General features: G+C 65.0%; 14 protein-coding genes. 10 read left to right on the forward strand and 4 right to left on the reverse strand.

What is annotated here, in order from left to right:
* Positions 1-253: 253 nt before the first annotated feature.
* Positions 254-1,918, reverse strand: coding sequence for an aminotransferase class III-fold pyridoxal phosphate-dependent enzyme (locus tag AC0L3U_RS02795; protein ID WP_473360597.1), 1,665 nt, complete (start codon positions 1,916-1,918; stop codon positions 254-256).
* Between the two features lie 35 nt (positions 1,919-1,953).
* Here AC0L3U_RS02795 and asd point away from each other — a divergent pair, with 35 nt between their 5' ends.
* The gene (asd, locus tag AC0L3U_RS02800) at positions 1,954-2,817 is read left to right on the forward strand and encodes an archaetidylserine decarboxylase (RefSeq protein WP_473360598.1); all 864 of its coding nucleotides are present in this window, start codon (positions 1,954-1,956) and stop codon (positions 2,815-2,817) included.
* 67 nt (positions 2,818-2,884) lie between these two features.
* Entirely contained in the window at positions 2,885-3,448 is a 564-nt protein-coding gene (locus tag AC0L3U_RS02805) for an NUDIX hydrolase (protein WP_473360599.1), read from the forward strand.
* A 192-nt stretch (positions 3,449-3,640) separates the two neighbouring features.
* On the opposite strand, the gene AC0L3U_RS02810 is transcribed toward AC0L3U_RS02805, so the two are convergent.
* Together AC0L3U_RS02810 and AC0L3U_RS02815 are read right to left on the reverse strand one after the other, a co-directional pair.
* A complete protein-coding gene (locus tag AC0L3U_RS02810; protein ID WP_473360822.1) occupies positions 3,641-5,158 on the reverse strand; it encodes a FecR family protein in 1,518 nt (505 codons plus the stop codon).
* A gap of 203 nt (positions 5,159-5,361) precedes the next feature.
* On the reverse strand, positions 5,362-6,138 hold the full coding sequence (locus tag AC0L3U_RS02815) for a DUF2147 domain-containing protein (protein ID WP_473360600.1): 777 nt from the start codon (positions 6,136-6,138) through the stop codon (positions 5,362-5,364).
* Between the two features lie 195 nt (positions 6,139-6,333).
* On the opposite strand from AC0L3U_RS02815, the gene AC0L3U_RS02820 reads away from it, so the two are divergent.
* Positions 6,334-7,179, forward strand: a complete 846-nt coding sequence (locus tag AC0L3U_RS02820; RefSeq protein WP_473360601.1) for a DUF2147 domain-containing protein — start codon at positions 6,334-6,336, stop codon at positions 7,177-7,179.
* Between the two features lie 31 nt (positions 7,180-7,210).
* Here the strand turns inward: AC0L3U_RS02820 and AC0L3U_RS02825 are convergent, their stop codons facing one another.
* On the reverse strand, positions 7,211-7,447 hold the full coding sequence (locus tag AC0L3U_RS02825; protein ID WP_473360602.1) for a hypothetical protein: 237 nt from the start codon (positions 7,445-7,447) through the stop codon (positions 7,211-7,213).
* Positions 7,448-7,486: 39 nt separating this feature from the next.
* Here AC0L3U_RS02825 and AC0L3U_RS02830 point away from each other — a divergent pair, with 39 nt between their 5' ends.
* The 7 genes from AC0L3U_RS02830 to AC0L3U_RS02860 all read left to right on the forward strand — a co-directional run bounded on the left by AC0L3U_RS02830 (position 7,487) and on the right by AC0L3U_RS02860 (position 15,185).
* Complete coding sequence (locus AC0L3U_RS02830; protein WP_473288574.1) at positions 7,487-8,677, forward strand: extensin-like domain-containing protein; 1,191 nt, start codon at positions 7,487-7,489, stop codon at positions 8,675-8,677.
* A 316-nt stretch (positions 8,678-8,993) separates the two neighbouring features.
* Complete coding sequence (locus AC0L3U_RS02835) at positions 8,994-10,292, forward strand: M20 family metallopeptidase (protein WP_473360603.1); 1,299 nt, start codon at positions 8,994-8,996, stop codon at positions 10,290-10,292.
* Entirely contained in the window at positions 10,289-11,128 is an 840-nt protein-coding gene (locus AC0L3U_RS02840) for an ABC transporter permease (RefSeq protein ID WP_473360604.1), read from the forward strand. The genes AC0L3U_RS02835 and AC0L3U_RS02840 overlap by 4 nt, the downstream gene beginning before the upstream one ends.
* Positions 11,129-11,157: 29 nt before the next feature.
* Positions 11,158-12,168 (forward strand): taurine ABC transporter substrate-binding protein, encoded by a 1,011-nt coding sequence (locus tag AC0L3U_RS02845; protein ID WP_473360605.1) that lies wholly within the window; start codon positions 11,158-11,160, stop codon positions 12,166-12,168.
* Between the two features lie 62 nt (positions 12,169-12,230).
* Positions 12,231-13,610 carry an amidase family protein gene (locus AC0L3U_RS02850; RefSeq protein ID WP_473360606.1) on the forward strand — a complete coding sequence of 460 codons (1,380 nt, stop codon included), beginning with the start codon at positions 12,231-12,233 and terminating at the stop codon, positions 13,608-13,610.
* 47 nt (positions 13,611-13,657) lie between these two features.
* Positions 13,658-14,386, forward strand: a complete 729-nt coding sequence (locus AC0L3U_RS02855) for a Crp/Fnr family transcriptional regulator (RefSeq protein ID WP_354170833.1) — start codon at positions 13,658-13,660, stop codon at positions 14,384-14,386.
* 250 nt (positions 14,387-14,636) lie between these two features.
* The gene (locus tag AC0L3U_RS02860; protein WP_473288579.1) at positions 14,637-15,185 is read left to right on the forward strand and encodes an NUDIX hydrolase; all 549 of its coding nucleotides are present in this window, start codon (positions 14,637-14,639) and stop codon (positions 15,183-15,185) included.
* The last annotated feature ends 25 nt before the right edge of the window (positions 15,186-15,210 follow it).

A 15,210-nucleotide genomic window follows, 5' to 3' on the forward strand; every position in this document is an offset into this window, starting at 1 on the left:
CGTCATGCCCGGGCTCGTCCCGGGCATCCACGTCTTGGGAGCCGCGAACGCGGTGCTTCCTTCACCTCTCCCCGCGTGCGGGGAGAGGTCGAATTTGCGCGTCGCGCAAATTCGGGTGAGGGGGGCCCTTCGCGAGTCGAGCTCGCACCGTGATTGCGGAAGCAGCCCCTCACCCCGACCCTCTCCCCGCGAAGAGCGGGGAGAGGGACAGGAGAGGCTGTGCCCCGGACTGACCGTGGTGGAAGGAAGAACCTCAGCGCCCGAGGCGCTTGGCGAGCATCTCTTTCAGGATCTGCCGCTTGATGGTCTTGTTGGTGAGCACGCCGTCGTGCCACCAGAAGCCGTCGGCCTTCATCTTCTCGGCGGCGCGGACGAAGCGCTCGGCGACTTCGGTGAAGTCGGCGTCGGTGTAGTTGAGGCTGAAGATCAGCCGTCCGGTGCCGACCCAGCTCAGCGCCAGGCCCTCGGCGCGCAGATAATATTGCAGCATCCAGTTGTAGCGGGACGGGGTGGTGTATTTCACCGTCCAGATCGAGGAGAAGTTGGCGAACCGCACCGGCAGGTCAGCGCCCTCCATCATCTGGTTGAGCTTCTGCGCGCGGCCGTTCCAGGTGGCGTCCAGTCCGTCATAGATGGCGCGGAAGTTCGGGCTGGCGAGCCGGCTCAAGAACTCGTCCATCGCCGTCATGACGTAGGGATGCGAGTTGAAGGTGCCGCGGGCAAAGCAGATGTCGGCGGGGCGATCGTCGTTGAAGCGGCGCATCAGCTCGCGTCTGCCGCAGACCACGCCAACCGGCAGGCCGCCGGCGAGGCTCTTGCCGTAGGTCACCATGTCGGCCTTGATGCCGAAATACTCCTGGGCGCCGCCGGCGGCGAGACGGAAGCCGACGAACACCTCGTCGAAGATCAGCACGATGCCGCGCTCAGTGCACACCTCGCGCAGCTGCTTGAGCCATTCGGTGTAGGCCGCGCGGTCGAAACTGCCGCCGCGGGAGCTGTCGACCAGCGAGGAATCGCCGGGCGCGTTGCCGTTCGGATGCAGGCCCTGCAGCGGGTTGACCAGCACGCAGGCGATGTCCTTGCGCGTCCGCAGCACGTGCAGCGTCTTCTCCGACATCTCGGCGAGGGTGTAGGTCTCGTGCGCGGGAATCGGATTGCCGACGCCGGGCTGCACGTCGCCCCACCAGCCGTGATAGGCGCCGGCGAAACGAACCAGATGGGTGCGCTTGGTGTGGTAGCGCGCAAGCCGCACCGCCTGCATCACGGCTTCGGTGCCGGACATGTGGAAGGACACTTCGTCGAGGCCCGAGATCTGGCACAGCCGCGCCACGTTCTCGAGGATGACGGGATGGTAGGGGCCGAGCACCGGTCCGAGCGCGTGCGCGCGCTTCTCGGAGCCTTCGATGCACTCCTTGTAGAAGTCGTTGCCGAAGATGTTGACGCCGTAGGACCCGGTGAGATCGTAGGAGGTGTTGCCGTCGACATCCGTGACGGTGACGCCGCGCGACGACTCCACGAAGGTCGAGGTGCCCAAATGCTCGCGAACGAGACGCGAGAACTGGAACGGCACGCGGTAGGTCTCGGTGAAATGCAGATCGGAAATCTTCTCCGCCGCCTCCTTCGTCATCGCGCGGCCCTTGGGGTAGCGCTCGGCATAGAGGCTTGCGAGACGGAAGAAGGCGTCCTTGCGCTGGGTTGCGACATTCGCCGGCGCGCCGTCGCAGGCGAAGTACGCATCGCCTTCGAATTCGTAGAACGGAAGCAGCTTGGCCACGCGGCGGGACATCTTGGAATGTCCGGCGAGCGAGCGGTGCTTGGCGCGGGACAATTCGATCCGCGCCTTGATTTTCGGGAAGGCGGCGGCAGCGGACGCTGCGGCGGCCACGGACAAAGAAAGAATCGGGAGTGTCGTTTCCATGACAACAAGCGCTAATACTGCGAGCTGACAGATTCATGACAGTCAAAGCCCTCATCGCCTCTTTCACCCAGCAGGAACACCTCAACTTCCTGTTGACCAACCGCATCCCCCGCGCCGCGCTGACCCGCTTCATGGGCTGGTTCTCCAAGATCGAGAACCCGCTGGTGCGGGACGGCTCCATCGCGCTGTGGAAGCTGTTCTCCGACCTCGATCTCACGGAGGCGCGCAAGACCCATTTCAGGAGTCTGCACGACTGCTTCACCCGGGAACTCAAGCCCGGCCTGCGACCCTTTGATCCGGACCCCTCCATCGTCGCCAGCCCGTCCGACGGCATCGTCGGCGCCCATGGCCGGATCGCCGACACCGAGCTGTTCCAGGTTAAGGGCGCGCCGTACTCGCTGCTCGATTTGCTCGGAGACTCCGTGCTGGTCGACCAGCACCGCAACGGCTCCTTCGTCACGCTGCGGCTGACCTCGAGCATGTATCACCGCTTCCACGCGCCGTTTGACGCGCATATCGAGCGCGTCACGCTGATCCATGGCGATGTCTGGAACGTCAACCCGATCGCGCTGAAGCGAGTCGAGCGTCTGTTCTGCAAGAACGAGCGCGCGGTGATCCGGACGCATCTGGCGACCGGCGAGGCGGTGACGCTGGTGCCGGTCGCCGCGATCCTGGTTGCGAGCATCCGTCTGCATTTCCTCGACATGGTGCTGAATGCGCAGACGAGGGGGCCGGTCAATTTTCCCTGCGACGTCAACGTGAGCAAGGGCGAGGAGCTCGGCTGGTTCGAGCATGGCTCGACCATCATCATCCTCGCGCCCGGCGATTTCACCTTCTGCGACGGCATCGCCGAAGGCACGCGCATTCGCGCGGGTCAAGCGCTGCTGAGAAAAAACTAGCCTTCAATCCGGCGCCTCGGCCGCCTATATCGTTCGTGGGGACGTTTCGACCACGACGGATTGGGTGATGGCACGGGCGCCGGTCATGGCGGCGGGTGGTATTGTGCTGCGGCGAGGTGCGCCGCCGCTGATTGCCGTCGTGCGCCAGCGCAAGCGCAACGAATGGGTCTTGCCCAAGGGCAAGCTCGACGACGGCGAAACGCCGAAGCAAGCCGCGCATCGCGAGGTGCTGGAAGAGACCGGCCACGACGTCGCCATCCACGAATTTCTGGGCACGCTCGTCTATCAGTCCGGTGGCCGCTCCAAGGTCGTGCATTTCTGGCGGATGGAGGCCGGGGGCGGTCCCGTCCGCAAGCTGATGAACGACATCAAGGCCGTCGACTGGCTGACGCTGGAAAAAGCGCTCGCGCGCCTGTCGCGCGAAGACGAGCGCGCGTTCCTGACCCAGGTAGGCCCGATCGCGCTTGCGGCGGCGGGGCTTGCATCCTCGCCTGCGCCCGAGCCGACGCTGGCAACCGACGATGTCGATGCAGCTTTGCAGACACTGAGACCAGCTGAAGCGGCCTCGGTGGGCGAGTTGCGGCACGGTCTGTTGCAGAAGATGAAAGCCTGGCTACGTGGCGAGGCGTGAGTTTAGCAACATCGCCGTCGAGCCGCGCTGACAGTTCCCCTCTCCCCTTGTGGGAGAGGGTGGCTCGCCGCGAAGCGGCGAGACGGGTGAGGGGTTCTCTCGGCGCGCGAATCTGTTGCAGTTGAGTTCGCTGAAGCGACCCCTCATCCGGCGCTTCGCGCCACCTTCTCCCACAAGGGGAGAAGGAAGAAGTCACCGCCGCTCCTTCTCCTTCGGAACTGGCGCTGGCCTTCGCGGCGCTGCGGGGCGTTGTGCTGCGGGGAGGCGCTGCTGGAAGCCGCCCGGGCGCTGCATGCCTGGCTGTTGAGCAGCGGGCGGCTGGCCGGGTTGCATGCCGGTGCGCGGCAGTTGCGGCTGCGGACCGGGCTGCGGTTGCGTTCCGCCCGGCTGCGGCGGCCCGACTCCGCCGGGCTGCGTCGGAATCTGTCCACCGCGCTGCGGCTGGTTGTGTGGCCTGCCGTCAGGCTGCGTGCCTTGACCGGCGCGCGGCGGGCCTGCCGGACGTCCCGCGCCTTGCTTCTGGCCTTGTTGCTGCTGACCCTGACCCGCGCGCGGCGTACCGGGCTGCACGGCGCCGCCTTGGCCCGGCGCTTGACCCTGCCGCTGCGGCGGCTGCGCGCCTTGACGGCCTGGCGTGCCCGGCTGTTGCGTCCCCGGACGGTTGTTCTGACCGGGCTGACCGTTCGGCCGCTGCGGCTGTTGTGGCTGTTGTCCTGGCGCCGTGTTCGGCCGCAATTGTTGCTGTTGCGGCGGCTGGAACGGTCGCGGAATACGCGGGCTCGCGGCCGGATTGGCGCGGCGGAAGTCGCGCTGCTCGGTGACGATCTGCCGGCCCGTGGTCTGCGCCAGATGCACCTGGCTGACGAAGCCGCGGTCGCGCGCGATCTGCTGTGGTGCGATCGTGATCGGCACCGCGGCAAAGCGCATGACGCCGGCCGCGGCTGCGCCCGGCCGGATCGCAAAACCGCTCGCGCCTTGCGTCAGCGCGCCGAGCCGCGTCCCGCTCGCGCGGTCGTCGACGTCGATGTGTCCGACCCGGCCGTCGGCGTCGGGATAGAGCTTGATGTTGACGTTGTTGGTCTTGTTCGCGGCCGTGCCTTCCGGCACGTCGACGACGCCCGTGGTGCCGCGGATGCCGAGCGTCGCCGTCGGCGTCGTGATCTTCATGTCGCCGGTCTTTGCCACCGCCGCCGCGACGAAGGCGACCGTGCCCTTGCCGATGTCGAAGATGCCTGCGTTCTGCTTGCCGCCGTCCTCGTAGACGTAAGTATCGATGGTGATCTTCGTGCCGGCGGAGAGATTGAACGTGGTCGCGTCGTCAAAGGTGATGCCGAGCGAGGAGTTCGACGAAGTCTGCACGACGTCGTTAAGATAGATGTCGTCGCGCACGCGCAGCGGATAGGAATTTTTGTCGCGGATCACGGTCGCGATGCCCGTCACCGTCGCGACGTTGCCGATCGGCTCGACGGCGGCGGGCTGCGCCTCGGTCGCGGGAGCGGGTGAAGCCGATGGCGTCGGCGAGGGGGCGGGCGACGGCTGCGCTTCTGGCTGCGCCTGCGCAAGCTCGATCGCATCGGATGCGAACGCAACGCTGGCGCCGGCCGGCGGCAACGCCAGCAGCACAAGCGCGAACATGAAGCGGCGCCAGGCCACGATAAATGTCACGAAGAGTCCCGGTGAGAAACGCGAGGCGAGATCGACCGATATCATCCTGATGCAGGTGAATGGCGGATGAATGTCTATCGCACGGCGGCGGTGAAGGTTCAAACGGTCCGCGATGCTGGTTTGTGGCCAAGCCTCTCCACCGTCATGTTCCGGCCATCCAGCCTTGAAGCGCGGGAGTAAGAACGTGGATGCCCGGGACAAGCCCGGGCATGACGAAGAGTGGTGTATACCGTGTGACCGCGTCAGCGTCAGCTCACGCGCTTCCAGGTCTGGCCGCCGCAGAACATGCCGCCGAAGGCGCAGCCCTGCACGCGCATTGCATTCGGGCCCTTCATCGCGATCGTCGAGTCGTAGTTGCGGCCGGAGTCGGGATCGTGGATGCGGCCGCTCCACTTCGCGCCGTCGGGCTTCATGTTGATCAGGATGCGCTCGTTGGTCTTCGCGGCGTAACCGCAGAGATTGACGCCGCACTGTTCGACGCGGACATTGCCCTTGTTCTCTTCGGTGGCCCAAACGCCGATCGGTGTGTTGGCGGCCAGTGCAGGCGCGGCGACGACCGGAGCCGGAGCGGGGGCCGGCGCAACCGCGACCGGCGCGGGCGCAGCAGCGGGAGCCGCAACGGGCGCGATCTGCGTCGTGGCGTCGTAGCCGACGGACGGAGCAGCGGCAACCGTCGTGCTCGGCGCCGCGATAGAGGGCGCTGCCGGCGCGGTCGCCTGCACCGGGGCCTGCTGCACGGGCTGCTGCTGCACCGGCGCCGGCTGCGCGGTCGTGGCCGGAGCCGGCGTGGTGTCGACGTCGTCGTCCTTGGAGCCAAGGCCCTTGAGGTTGATGCTGTTCAGCTTGATCGGCTTGTCCGACAAGCCCGGCGCCACGATGGTCACGCAATTGAGCGAGGCACAGTTGCGCGGCGTCTCGATGCGGATGTTCTGGCCTTCGATCTGGAACGAGATCGCATTGCCAGCATGCGCGGCGGCGGTGGACGCGAGGAAGAGGGCGGTGGCGGCGATGGTGAGCTTGTTCATGACAACCTCCGAAGAATGTGTGGGTCCCGATGGGACTGAAGTCGCGGGTGGATGAAACGTGGTTCGACCCTACGCCGGGCTGGCCGGACGTTCTGTGATGGACGTCACAACGGCTCACCGCCGCTGGGTGACGCAGCGCACATTCAGTCGCGATTCCATCCGCGTAACCTCGTCGCCACACAGAGGGAGGCGCCGATGATGCGGCTTGTGACTTCGCTTGGCACATTGATCGCGCTGCTGGCGATTGCGCCCGCAGCCGAGGCCGGGTCCTACGCATTCTCGATCGGCGGTCATCGATTCCAGGTCGAGTCGCCCAGGAATTGCCGATCGGCTTCCTGTGTCTCGGTTTCCTCCCAACGCAGCTTTCGGCCGGACGTCGATACGACACCGGCGCCGACGCCGGTGCTACCGCCGCCGCAGCCGCTCTATCCCGTGGCTCCGGTCAGGCCGGCGCCAGCCATCGTGGCCGCGCCTCCACCGGCGGCGGCTCCTGTCCTTGCCTCGACGACGTCGCAGCCAATTGTCCTGCCGCCGGCGCCAAGCTCCAATCCGCCACGGGTCGAGCTACCGCGGATGGATCCGCCGAATACCGTCGCGCTCGATCCGCCGCGCATGGAGGCGCCCGTCGTTGCGCCAAGGCCGGTGCTCGAGCAGGGGGTGACGAGCCCTGAGCGCAGCGACGACGAACTCGCTTATTTGCCGCTCGGCGAATGGGAAAGCGCAGGCGCCAAGGGCACGGTCCGCATCGAACGCTGCGGTCCTGCACTGTGCGGCTTCGCGCTGACGGAAGCATCGACCAGGGGCGAGAGCGTGCTCGTCAACATGAAACCGAAAACGCACGACGTCTGGACCGGCAACATCTACAGTCGCTCCAGCGGCAGCACCTATTATGCGACGATGACGCTGAAGAGCTCCGGCAAACTTCACGTCGAAGCCTGCGCAGTCGGCCGCTTCTGGTGTTCCGGAAACGACTGGACGCGAGCCGAAGAGCGGCCGGAGAAGCTGATCACGACGTCGCGGCAGTGGAGCGCGCGGTCGTAAGGGAAGCGTTCGATAGCTCCGGCTGAAGCCGCTAGATCATGCCGAGCACGATCGCACCGACAAAGGCCATGGCGAGGTACGCGGTGATAACGCTCAGTCTCCCGGCGAACGTCATGAGGTCGCTCCCGCTGCTCGCGCCGCCTTGCGCGAGAACGTCATGGTTAACAGAAAGTCGCTTTCCGAAAAAGTCAGCCTTGCTGTCACTCGTCACCGGTAGGGCATTATGCGCGCGTGGGCCGACATGGTTAAAGAACACTGAAATCAACACGTTGAAGAGTCTTTAAGTAAATTCACCGAACGTGCGTGCATGACGCGCGGAGTTCGTTTGTATCTCGTCGGCTCCATCGTCCTTGTTTCGTTAGCGGGTTGCGGACGCGGCGTCTTCCAGGCCGAACGTGAACCGTGGCGGGCCGAGGCCGAAGCCGCATGCCTGAAATCGGGCGCGGTGAAAGAAGGGCCGGATCTCGTTCGCATCGACCCGATCTCCGGGCCGGGCATGTGCGGCGCGGAGTTTCCGCTCAAGGTCGCCGCCCTCGGCGAAGGCTCGAGCAGCTACGGCTTTGCCGATGAGGATTTGCGACCGCCCGGGAGCATCGGCAACCAGCCGCGCTGGCCGGTGACCCAGCCACGATCGAATTACCCGCAGAGCCAGAACTATCCGCAACGCTCAAACTATCCCGAGAGCGCGGTGCGCCAGCCGTCCGGCTATGGCGCCTCGCCTGGTCCAATGCCTCTGAACGCGCCCGGCGTGGCGCAGCAGGAAGACGAGATCGATCTGCCGCCCGAGGGTACCGATGCCGCGGGCGCGTCGCGCTACATGAATGCGCCGAGCTATCCAGCGCGACCGGCGCCGTACTCGCAGGCGCCCGCGCAGCAGCCGCCGCCGCGTCTAGGTCCGGCACGGGGCGATCCCGTCACCGCCGTCGGCCCTGTCGCGATCAAGCCGGTTGCGACGCTGGCCTGTCCGATCGTCTCCGAGCTCGACCGTTGGCTTGCCGACACCGTGCAACCCTCGGCGATGCGCTGGTTCGGCAGCCGCGTCGCGGAGATCAAGCAGATCTCCGCCTATTCCTGCCGCGGCATGAACGGCAATTCGCATGCCCATATTTCCGAGCACGCCTTCGGCAATGCGCTCGACATCGCCGCCTTCGTGCTCGCCGACGGCCGCCGCGTCACCGTGAAGGACGGCTGGCGCGGCATGCCGGAGGAGCAGGGGTTCTTGCGCGACGTGCAGTCGGGCGCGTGCGTGCATTTCACCACGGTGCTGGCGCCGGGGTCGAACGTCTATCATTACGATCACATCCACGTCGATTTGATGCGCCGCGCCAGCCGCCGCCTGATCTGCCAGCCCGCCGCCGTCTCCGGCGAAGAGGTCGCCGCGCGAGCGGGCGGGCGCAATCCCTATGCGAATGCGCGAGATCCCTCCGTGACCGGCTCGCTGGGTACGCGCAAGAGCATGGCGCGAAAACACGAAGAGGACGAGTACGCCGACGATTGATTGCGCATGGCCCGTAGCCTGGATTACGGGCAGCGCAATCCGGGAAGGCGTTCCCTCATTCCGCTTCGCTCCATGCGGGCTACGATCCCACGCCCGCCGGGCTCGCGCTGAGCCTTGCCTGTTCAGCTGACACCGTGTCTTCGGCAGAGCACATCTCGGGCGCAAAAATTTGCGCACGCGCAAATTTCGCCTAAGCCATTGAAGTCAGAAAGACAATTGTGCTGCCGCGGGCTTTTTCGGCAGTTGGCACAGTCGCTGCAATGAGGAGGCTGCCACGAAGCGGCGCTGCCGGCGCCGTGAGCCAGCGGATCCCGTCATGCAGATGCCTGTCAGCCCTCCTTATTCGGATCTCGAACAGCGCGTGCTGTCGCGCATCACGGAGGAGCGCTGGCTTGAACTCGCGTCCGAGCTGATCCGCACCGGCCAGCCCCGTTCCGGCAATCCGCTGGATCCCGATTTGCCGCCCGCCGAGGAAGAGGCGATTTCGATGCTGGTCGCGGGCAAGCTCGAAGCGCTCGGCATGGCGGTCACCAAGCACAGCGCGCAGCCGCACCGGCCGAACGTGCTCGGCGTGCTCAAGGGACGGGACGGCGCCCCCTCGCTCATTCTCAACGATCACCTCGACACCTATCCGGCCGTCGAGCCCGAGAAATGGCACATGACGGATTTCGATCCGTTCAAGGCGACGCGCCATGGCGATCTGCTCTACGCGCGCGGCACGTCCGACACGCGCGGAAATCTCGCTGCATCGTTGCTCGCAGTGCAGGCCCTGACCGAAGCGGGTGTGAAGTTCGATGGCACCTTGATGTGCTGCTACACCGTCGATGAAGAGCGGAACGGCACCGAGGGCTCCATCTACATGCTCAACAAGGTTGGCCTGACCGCCGACTACGAGATCACCGCCGAGCCGACCGCCTGGGGCGACGTCAACAAGGACTGGGGCATGAACCTGTCGGTGGCCAATTCCGGCCACTGCCTGATCGAGCTCACCGTTCACGGCATCAAGTCGCACATCTGGCGACCGGACATCAGCGTCAACGCCATCATGGAAGCGGCAAAGCTGTTGCCGAAGCTGAAGGACATGGCGTTCACGCATGTCCCCAGCAAGTTCATGGGACACACGCCGCCCTGCTGCGCCGTGGTGCGCATTCGGTCCGGCCTGCCCGGCGAGATGCAGTTCTCGCCGGATGCCTGCACCATCACCCTCGCCGTGGTCGGCATCGTGCCCGGCATGACGCTATCGAGTGTGATTGCGGATATCGAGCGCCTCGGACGGGACACTTTTGCCGGCGCGAACGACGTCAAGGTGGAGGTGCGCCAGGTGCCGGGCTCGCTGTTCGTCAACGCGACCGAGCCGGTGCCGGTCGAGGAGGAGCCCTGCCGCTCCCTCCGCGCGGTTTATCGGCGTCTGATGGGCCGCGAGCCCGGGGTCAACCGCAAGAACGCCTTCAACGACACGATCCGCTTCCGCGAAGCCGGGATCAATGCGGTGACGTTCGGTCCCGGAGAAGACGGCTGGGCCGTCGACAACGAGAACATCTCGATCACCAAGTCGGTGATGGCGACGCGCATCTACGCGCTGACCATCATGCAGATCCTGGGAGTGCGGACATGAGCGTCGAGGCGACCCACATGACGATTCCAATCTCGCCGGATCGCACGCGACGCGGCAGCTTGCGGCTGCGGCTTCCGAAGGTCTCGCGATCGGTGCTGCTCTCGACGCTGACCGTCGCCGTGCTGCTGGCCGGCTGGGCCATCGTCACGGAGATGGGCTGGGCCAACGAGCTGTTCCTGCCGAAGCCGCAGGCGGTCTGGGCCGCGTTCGTCAAGACGATGACGAAGGGATATCAGGGCGCGACGCTGCTTCAGCATCTCGGCGCAAGCCTCTATCGTATCCTCACCGCCTTCACGCTGGCCTGCCTGATCGGCATCCCGCTCGGCGTCCTCATGGGCGTGTCGCGCAACGCACGCGCGCTGCTCAATCCGTTGATCGAGTTCTACCGGCCACTGCCGCCGCTCGGACTTTATACGCTGCTGGTGATGTGGCTCGGCATCGGTGAGAGCTCGAAGCTGTCGCTGCTGTTTCTTGCCGGTTTGCCGGGCATCGTCATCTCGACGATCCAGGCCGTCACCAGCGTGGACCCGGTCTATGTGCGCGCCGCCCAGTCGCTCGGCGCGACCCGGCGCCACCTGCTCTTCCATATCTATTTGCCGGCGGCGGGACCGCTGATTCTCGCCGGCATGCGCATCTCGCTTGGATTCACCTACACCGTTCTCGTCGCTGCCGAAATCGTCGCGGCCTCCGCCGGCATCGGCTGGATGATCTGGGACGCAGCAAAATTCCTGCTGTCCGACATCGTGATCATGGGGCTGATCGTGCTCGGCCTCACCGGCGTCGTGCTCGATCTCATGATGCGCGGCATCGCCAAATTGTTGATGCCGTGGGCCTGAATCCAATCCTGATCCTAGGGGAGACCTCCATGATGAAGAGACTGATTGCGACGCTCGCGGTTACCACGCTGGTGCTCACGGCCGCAGTCCGCGCCGAGGACAAGCCGGCGAAGGTGACCGTCGGCTATCTGAACCTCGTCAATGCGCAGCTGGTCACCAAGCATCTTGGCCTGCTCGCCAAGGAGATGCCGGGCGTCGACATCAAATACGTCAAGATCGGCGGCGGCGGCGACATGCTGCGCGCGATCGCCGGCAACGACGTCGATTTCGGCGGCCTCGGCAACCCGCCGACCGCGATCGGCGCGACGCGCGCCCTGCCGATCAAGGGCATCCTGGTGATCAACATGCTCGACTATGTCGAGTCGCTGGTGGTTCGCACCGACAAGAACATCACCTCGCTCAAGGACCTCAAGGGCAAGACGGTGGCGGCGCCGTTCGGCTCCACGACACACTACCTCCTGCTCCAGGCGCTCAAGGACGAGGGTGTCGATCCCGCCTCGATGAAGATCTTGGACCTCGCGCCGTCGGATATCGCGGCGGCCTGGCTTCGCGGCGACATCGACGCGGCCTGGTTCTGGGAACCAAATCTTGGCAAGGCCGTGAAGAACGGCGGCAAGATCCTCGTCACCTCGGGCGAGATGGCCAAGCGCGGCTACCCGACCTGGGACATCGGCGTCGTCATGAACGCGTTTGCGGAGAAGTATCCGTCCTACGTCGACAAGTTCATCAAGGCCGAATGCGAAGGCATCGATTTCTGGCTGAAGAACCCGGAGAAGACCGCCGAGATCATCGCGGAAGAGCTTTCGCTGCCCATCGAGGACGCGCTGCGAATGATGAAGGGCACCGGGATGATCCCTTGTAACAAGCAGCTCACGGAGGAATATCTCGGCACATCCGCGAAAAAGGGCAAGTTCGTCGACACCCTGATCTCGACCGCCGATTTCCTGGTGAAGCAGGAACGCCTGCCGAAGCTGCTGCCGCGCGCGGACTTCGAAGCCTTCATTCAGCCCGCCTATCTGGAGAAGGTGATCGGCCGCTAGCGTCGGTGCCGGCGGGCTTGCCTCGCCGGTACATTGCCAATTCCTGCAAGCACGTGACCGACATGAATCTCGCACCTCGCCGCCTCCGCGCCGCCTATCGCAGCGGTGAGCTCAAGCCGTCCGATGTCGCCGCGCATGTGTTGTCGCGCCTTGACGACGCCGACCAGAGCGGCGTCTGGATCTCGACGGCAAATCCCGAAGGCGTCATGGCGAAGGCCCGCGCGCTCGATGGTCGCATTGCCGAGATCGGCGAGCTGCCGCTCTACGGCCTCGTGTTCTCGGTCAAGGATTGTATCGACGTGGCCGGCGAGCAGACCACTTCGGCCTGCCCGGAATTCGCCTACACCGCGAAAGCAACGAGCCCGGTGGTCGCCGACGCCATCGCCGCCGGCGCGATCTATCTCGGCAAAACCAACATGGATCAGTTCGCGACCGGCCTCGTCGGCGTGCGTTCGCCCTATGGCATCGCCCGTAACCCGCATAACCCCGACTACATCCCCGGCGGCTCCAGCTCGGGTGCCGCGGTATCGGTCGCAACAGGCACCTCGTCCTTTGCGTTCGGCACCGATACCGGCGGATCGGGCAGGGTGCCGGCGTCCTATTGTGGCGTGACCGGCTTCAAGCCGGCGCCCGGCGCCTTCAGTCAGCGCGGCATGGTCTACGCGTGCCGTAGTTTTGATACCATCTCGCTCTACACGTGCGACCCCCGCGATGGCCACGAGATCTATCGCGTGTTGGCGCGGCGCGATGTCGAGGACTGTTTTTCACCGGAAGCTTTCGCCGGATGGACGGAGCAGGCATCTCCAGCGCGGCCGCTCAACATCGCAACGCCGCGTCCGGATCAGCTCAGGTTCTTTGGCAATGCGGAGACGGAGGCGCTGTTCGGCGTTGGGCTGCGCAAGCTGCGGCAGCTCGATCTGTCGGTCGCATCGGTCGATTTCGCGCCGTTCATTTCGGTCAACGATTTGATGTTTTTCGGACCGTTCCTCGCCGAACGGGACGTCTCGGTCGGCGCATTCCTCGACGCCAACCCGGACGCGGGCGTGAAGATCGTGCGCGACCTCGTCATCGGCAGCCGCAAGTTCACGGCGGCGGACGCCTATCGTGCGCTCTACAAAGTCAGGGAGGTCCAGCGTTCGCTGCGCGATTTCTGGCAAGATCACGATGCGCTGATCGTGCCGACGGTCGGCACCGTGCTGAGCATCGACGACGTCGCGCGCGATCCGCTGACGGCCAACTTCAACAACGGCTATTACACCAATTACGCCAACCCGCTGGGCCTGGCCGCCATCGCCGTTCCGAACGCCATCACCGCAGCCGGCGTGCCCTATGGCGTCACGTTCCTGGCGCCGGCCGGCCGGGAGCGCCTGCTCACCGATCTGGCTTGCGCTTTCGTGGAGGCTTCGGCCCAGCCCGAACTTCTGCGCCGCGTTGCAATCTGAGCGGAGACCTCCTAGCCTTCGAGCCGTCACTCGAAGGGAGACCGATCGTGGGGCGCAGCGATGCGCATGAGGTGGCCGATCCAGCTGAGCCGCGCGCCGAACTGCCTCGGCCCGGGACCGGACGTTATGTGCTGAAGGCGTTGGACAAGCCCGATCTGGAGCTGGTGATGCGAACCGGCAGGCTCGCGACCTACCAGAACCGCGAATATCTGCTGCGGGAGGGCGAGCCCGCAAACGGCGTCCACATCATCCTGAACGGGATCGTCGAAAGCACCCATGCAGGCACGCAGGGGCGCGAACTGATGCTGTCGACGTGGGAGGCGGGCGACTTCGTCGGCGCACCCTATATCCTCGGCGATCACCGCCACAGCTGGTCGGCCCGCGCGCTGGGACGAGTCGAAGCACTGCATCTCGACCAGGACGCGGTTCGCCGGTTGATCGCGCAGTCGCCGTCGTTCGCAGTCGCGCTGATCGAGTGTCTCGGCTTCAAGGGCGAGACCTATTCGATGCTGGCGCAGACGCTGGCGGGACAGAAGGCGGCGGAACGGCTGGTGCTGCTGCTGGTGAAGCTGTGCGAGAACGCGGCCCAGGACGAGAGCGGCCCGATCTCGCTCGGCCGCATCACGCAGGCCAATCTCGCGCGCATGATCGGCGCGACGCGCCAGTCGATCAGCCTGATCCTCAGCCGCCTCCAGGACGACGGCATCATCTGGACCGGCCCGACCAAGATGGTCGTCAACGATCTCGCTGCGTTACGGAAGCAGGTGACCGACTAGGTCGTGTACTCATTAAGGTCAGCTACCGGCGCAAGACGGAAGTCTCCCGCGTTGAGCATGATGGGCAGCCTTCCCACTTCGGACATGGCGCGGCTCGCGCAATGCGGGCGAACACTCGATTGCCAGATTCACGCACGGTCTGGCTCAGGCGATTGAATCTGCTATACGCGGTGCAGGACGAATTGGAGTTGCCAGCGCCGGAACGGGCCAGTTAACCTCAAACGGCCATCTCACCAGCGAGGAAGGTCTCTTGATTCAGCCTTGGACACTACTGTCGAGCGAAATGGCCTTCGACCACCGCTGGTATAAGCTCCGGCGAGACACCGTTAAATTGCCCAATGGGCGCGTTGTTGACGACTACTTTGTCTCGCAGCGGCCTAATGTGGCTATTGCGGTCCCGCTCACAAGAGAAAACGATCTTATCCTCGTTCGGCAGTATAAGCATGGCGTGCAGGCAATCACGTTGGAATTCCCGGCCGGCACCTTTCAGTCGGAATCACCGATGACGGCAGCAGCGCGGGAGCTTGAAGAAGAGACCGGCTATTCGCCGAGCGACATGATCGACCTCGGAACTTGCTTTGACGATTCAACCAAGAATTCGAATCTAGTGCATATTTTCCTTGCGAGCGGATGTGCGCTGACAGGCAGGCAACGCCTTGACGAATTGGAAGAGGCGTCAGGAGTCGAAGTTGTATTGATGTCGCTGCAGGAAGTGATTAAAGCGCTCGAAGACGGAAGAATCAAATCTATGGCGTCGGTTGCCGCGGGCTATAAGGCGCTCCGCGCAATCGGAGCATAAGCGCAAGACGGATCAGGCTTTCCAG

The sequence above is a fragment of the Bradyrhizobium sp. Kon69 genome, assembly GCF_055807515.1.

What these genes read in the sequence shown, in the direction of transcription:
- AC0L3U_RS02805 (WP_473360599.1), top strand. Translation starts at nt 2,885, where the DNA reads ATGGCACGGGCGCCGGTCATGGCGGCGGGTGGTATTGTGCTGCGGCGA.
- AC0L3U_RS02845 (WP_473360605.1), top strand. Translation starts at nt 11,158, where the DNA reads ATGATGAAGAGACTGATTGCGACGCTCGCGGTTACCACGCTGGTGCTC.
- AC0L3U_RS02815 (WP_473360600.1), bottom strand. Translation starts at nt 6,138, where the DNA reads ATGAACAAGCTCACCATCGCCGCCACCGCCCTCTTCCTCGCGTCCACC.
- asd (WP_473360598.1), top strand. Translation starts at nt 1,954, where the DNA reads ATGACAGTCAAAGCCCTCATCGCCTCTTTCACCCAGCAGGAACACCTC.
- AC0L3U_RS02820 (WP_473360601.1), top strand. Translation starts at nt 6,334, where the DNA reads ATGATGCGGCTTGTGACTTCGCTTGGCACATTGATCGCGCTGCTGGCG.
- AC0L3U_RS02835 (WP_473360603.1), top strand. Translation starts at nt 8,994, where the DNA reads ATGCAGATGCCTGTCAGCCCTCCTTATTCGGATCTCGAACAGCGCGTG.
- AC0L3U_RS02830 (WP_473288574.1), top strand. Translation starts at nt 7,487, where the DNA reads ATGACGCGCGGAGTTCGTTTGTATCTCGTCGGCTCCATCGTCCTTGTT.
- AC0L3U_RS02840 (WP_473360604.1), top strand. Translation starts at nt 10,289, where the DNA reads ATGAGCGTCGAGGCGACCCACATGACGATTCCAATCTCGCCGGATCGC.
- AC0L3U_RS02795 (WP_473360597.1), bottom strand. Translation starts at nt 1,918, where the DNA reads ATGGAAACGACACTCCCGATTCTTTCTTTGTCCGTGGCCGCCGCAGCG.
- AC0L3U_RS02850 (WP_473360606.1), top strand. Translation starts at nt 12,231, where the DNA reads ATGAATCTCGCACCTCGCCGCCTCCGCGCCGCCTATCGCAGCGGTGAG.
- AC0L3U_RS02810 (WP_473360822.1), bottom strand. Translation starts at nt 5,158, where the DNA reads ATGATATCGGTCGATCTCGCCTCGCGTTTCTCACCGGGACTCTTCGTG.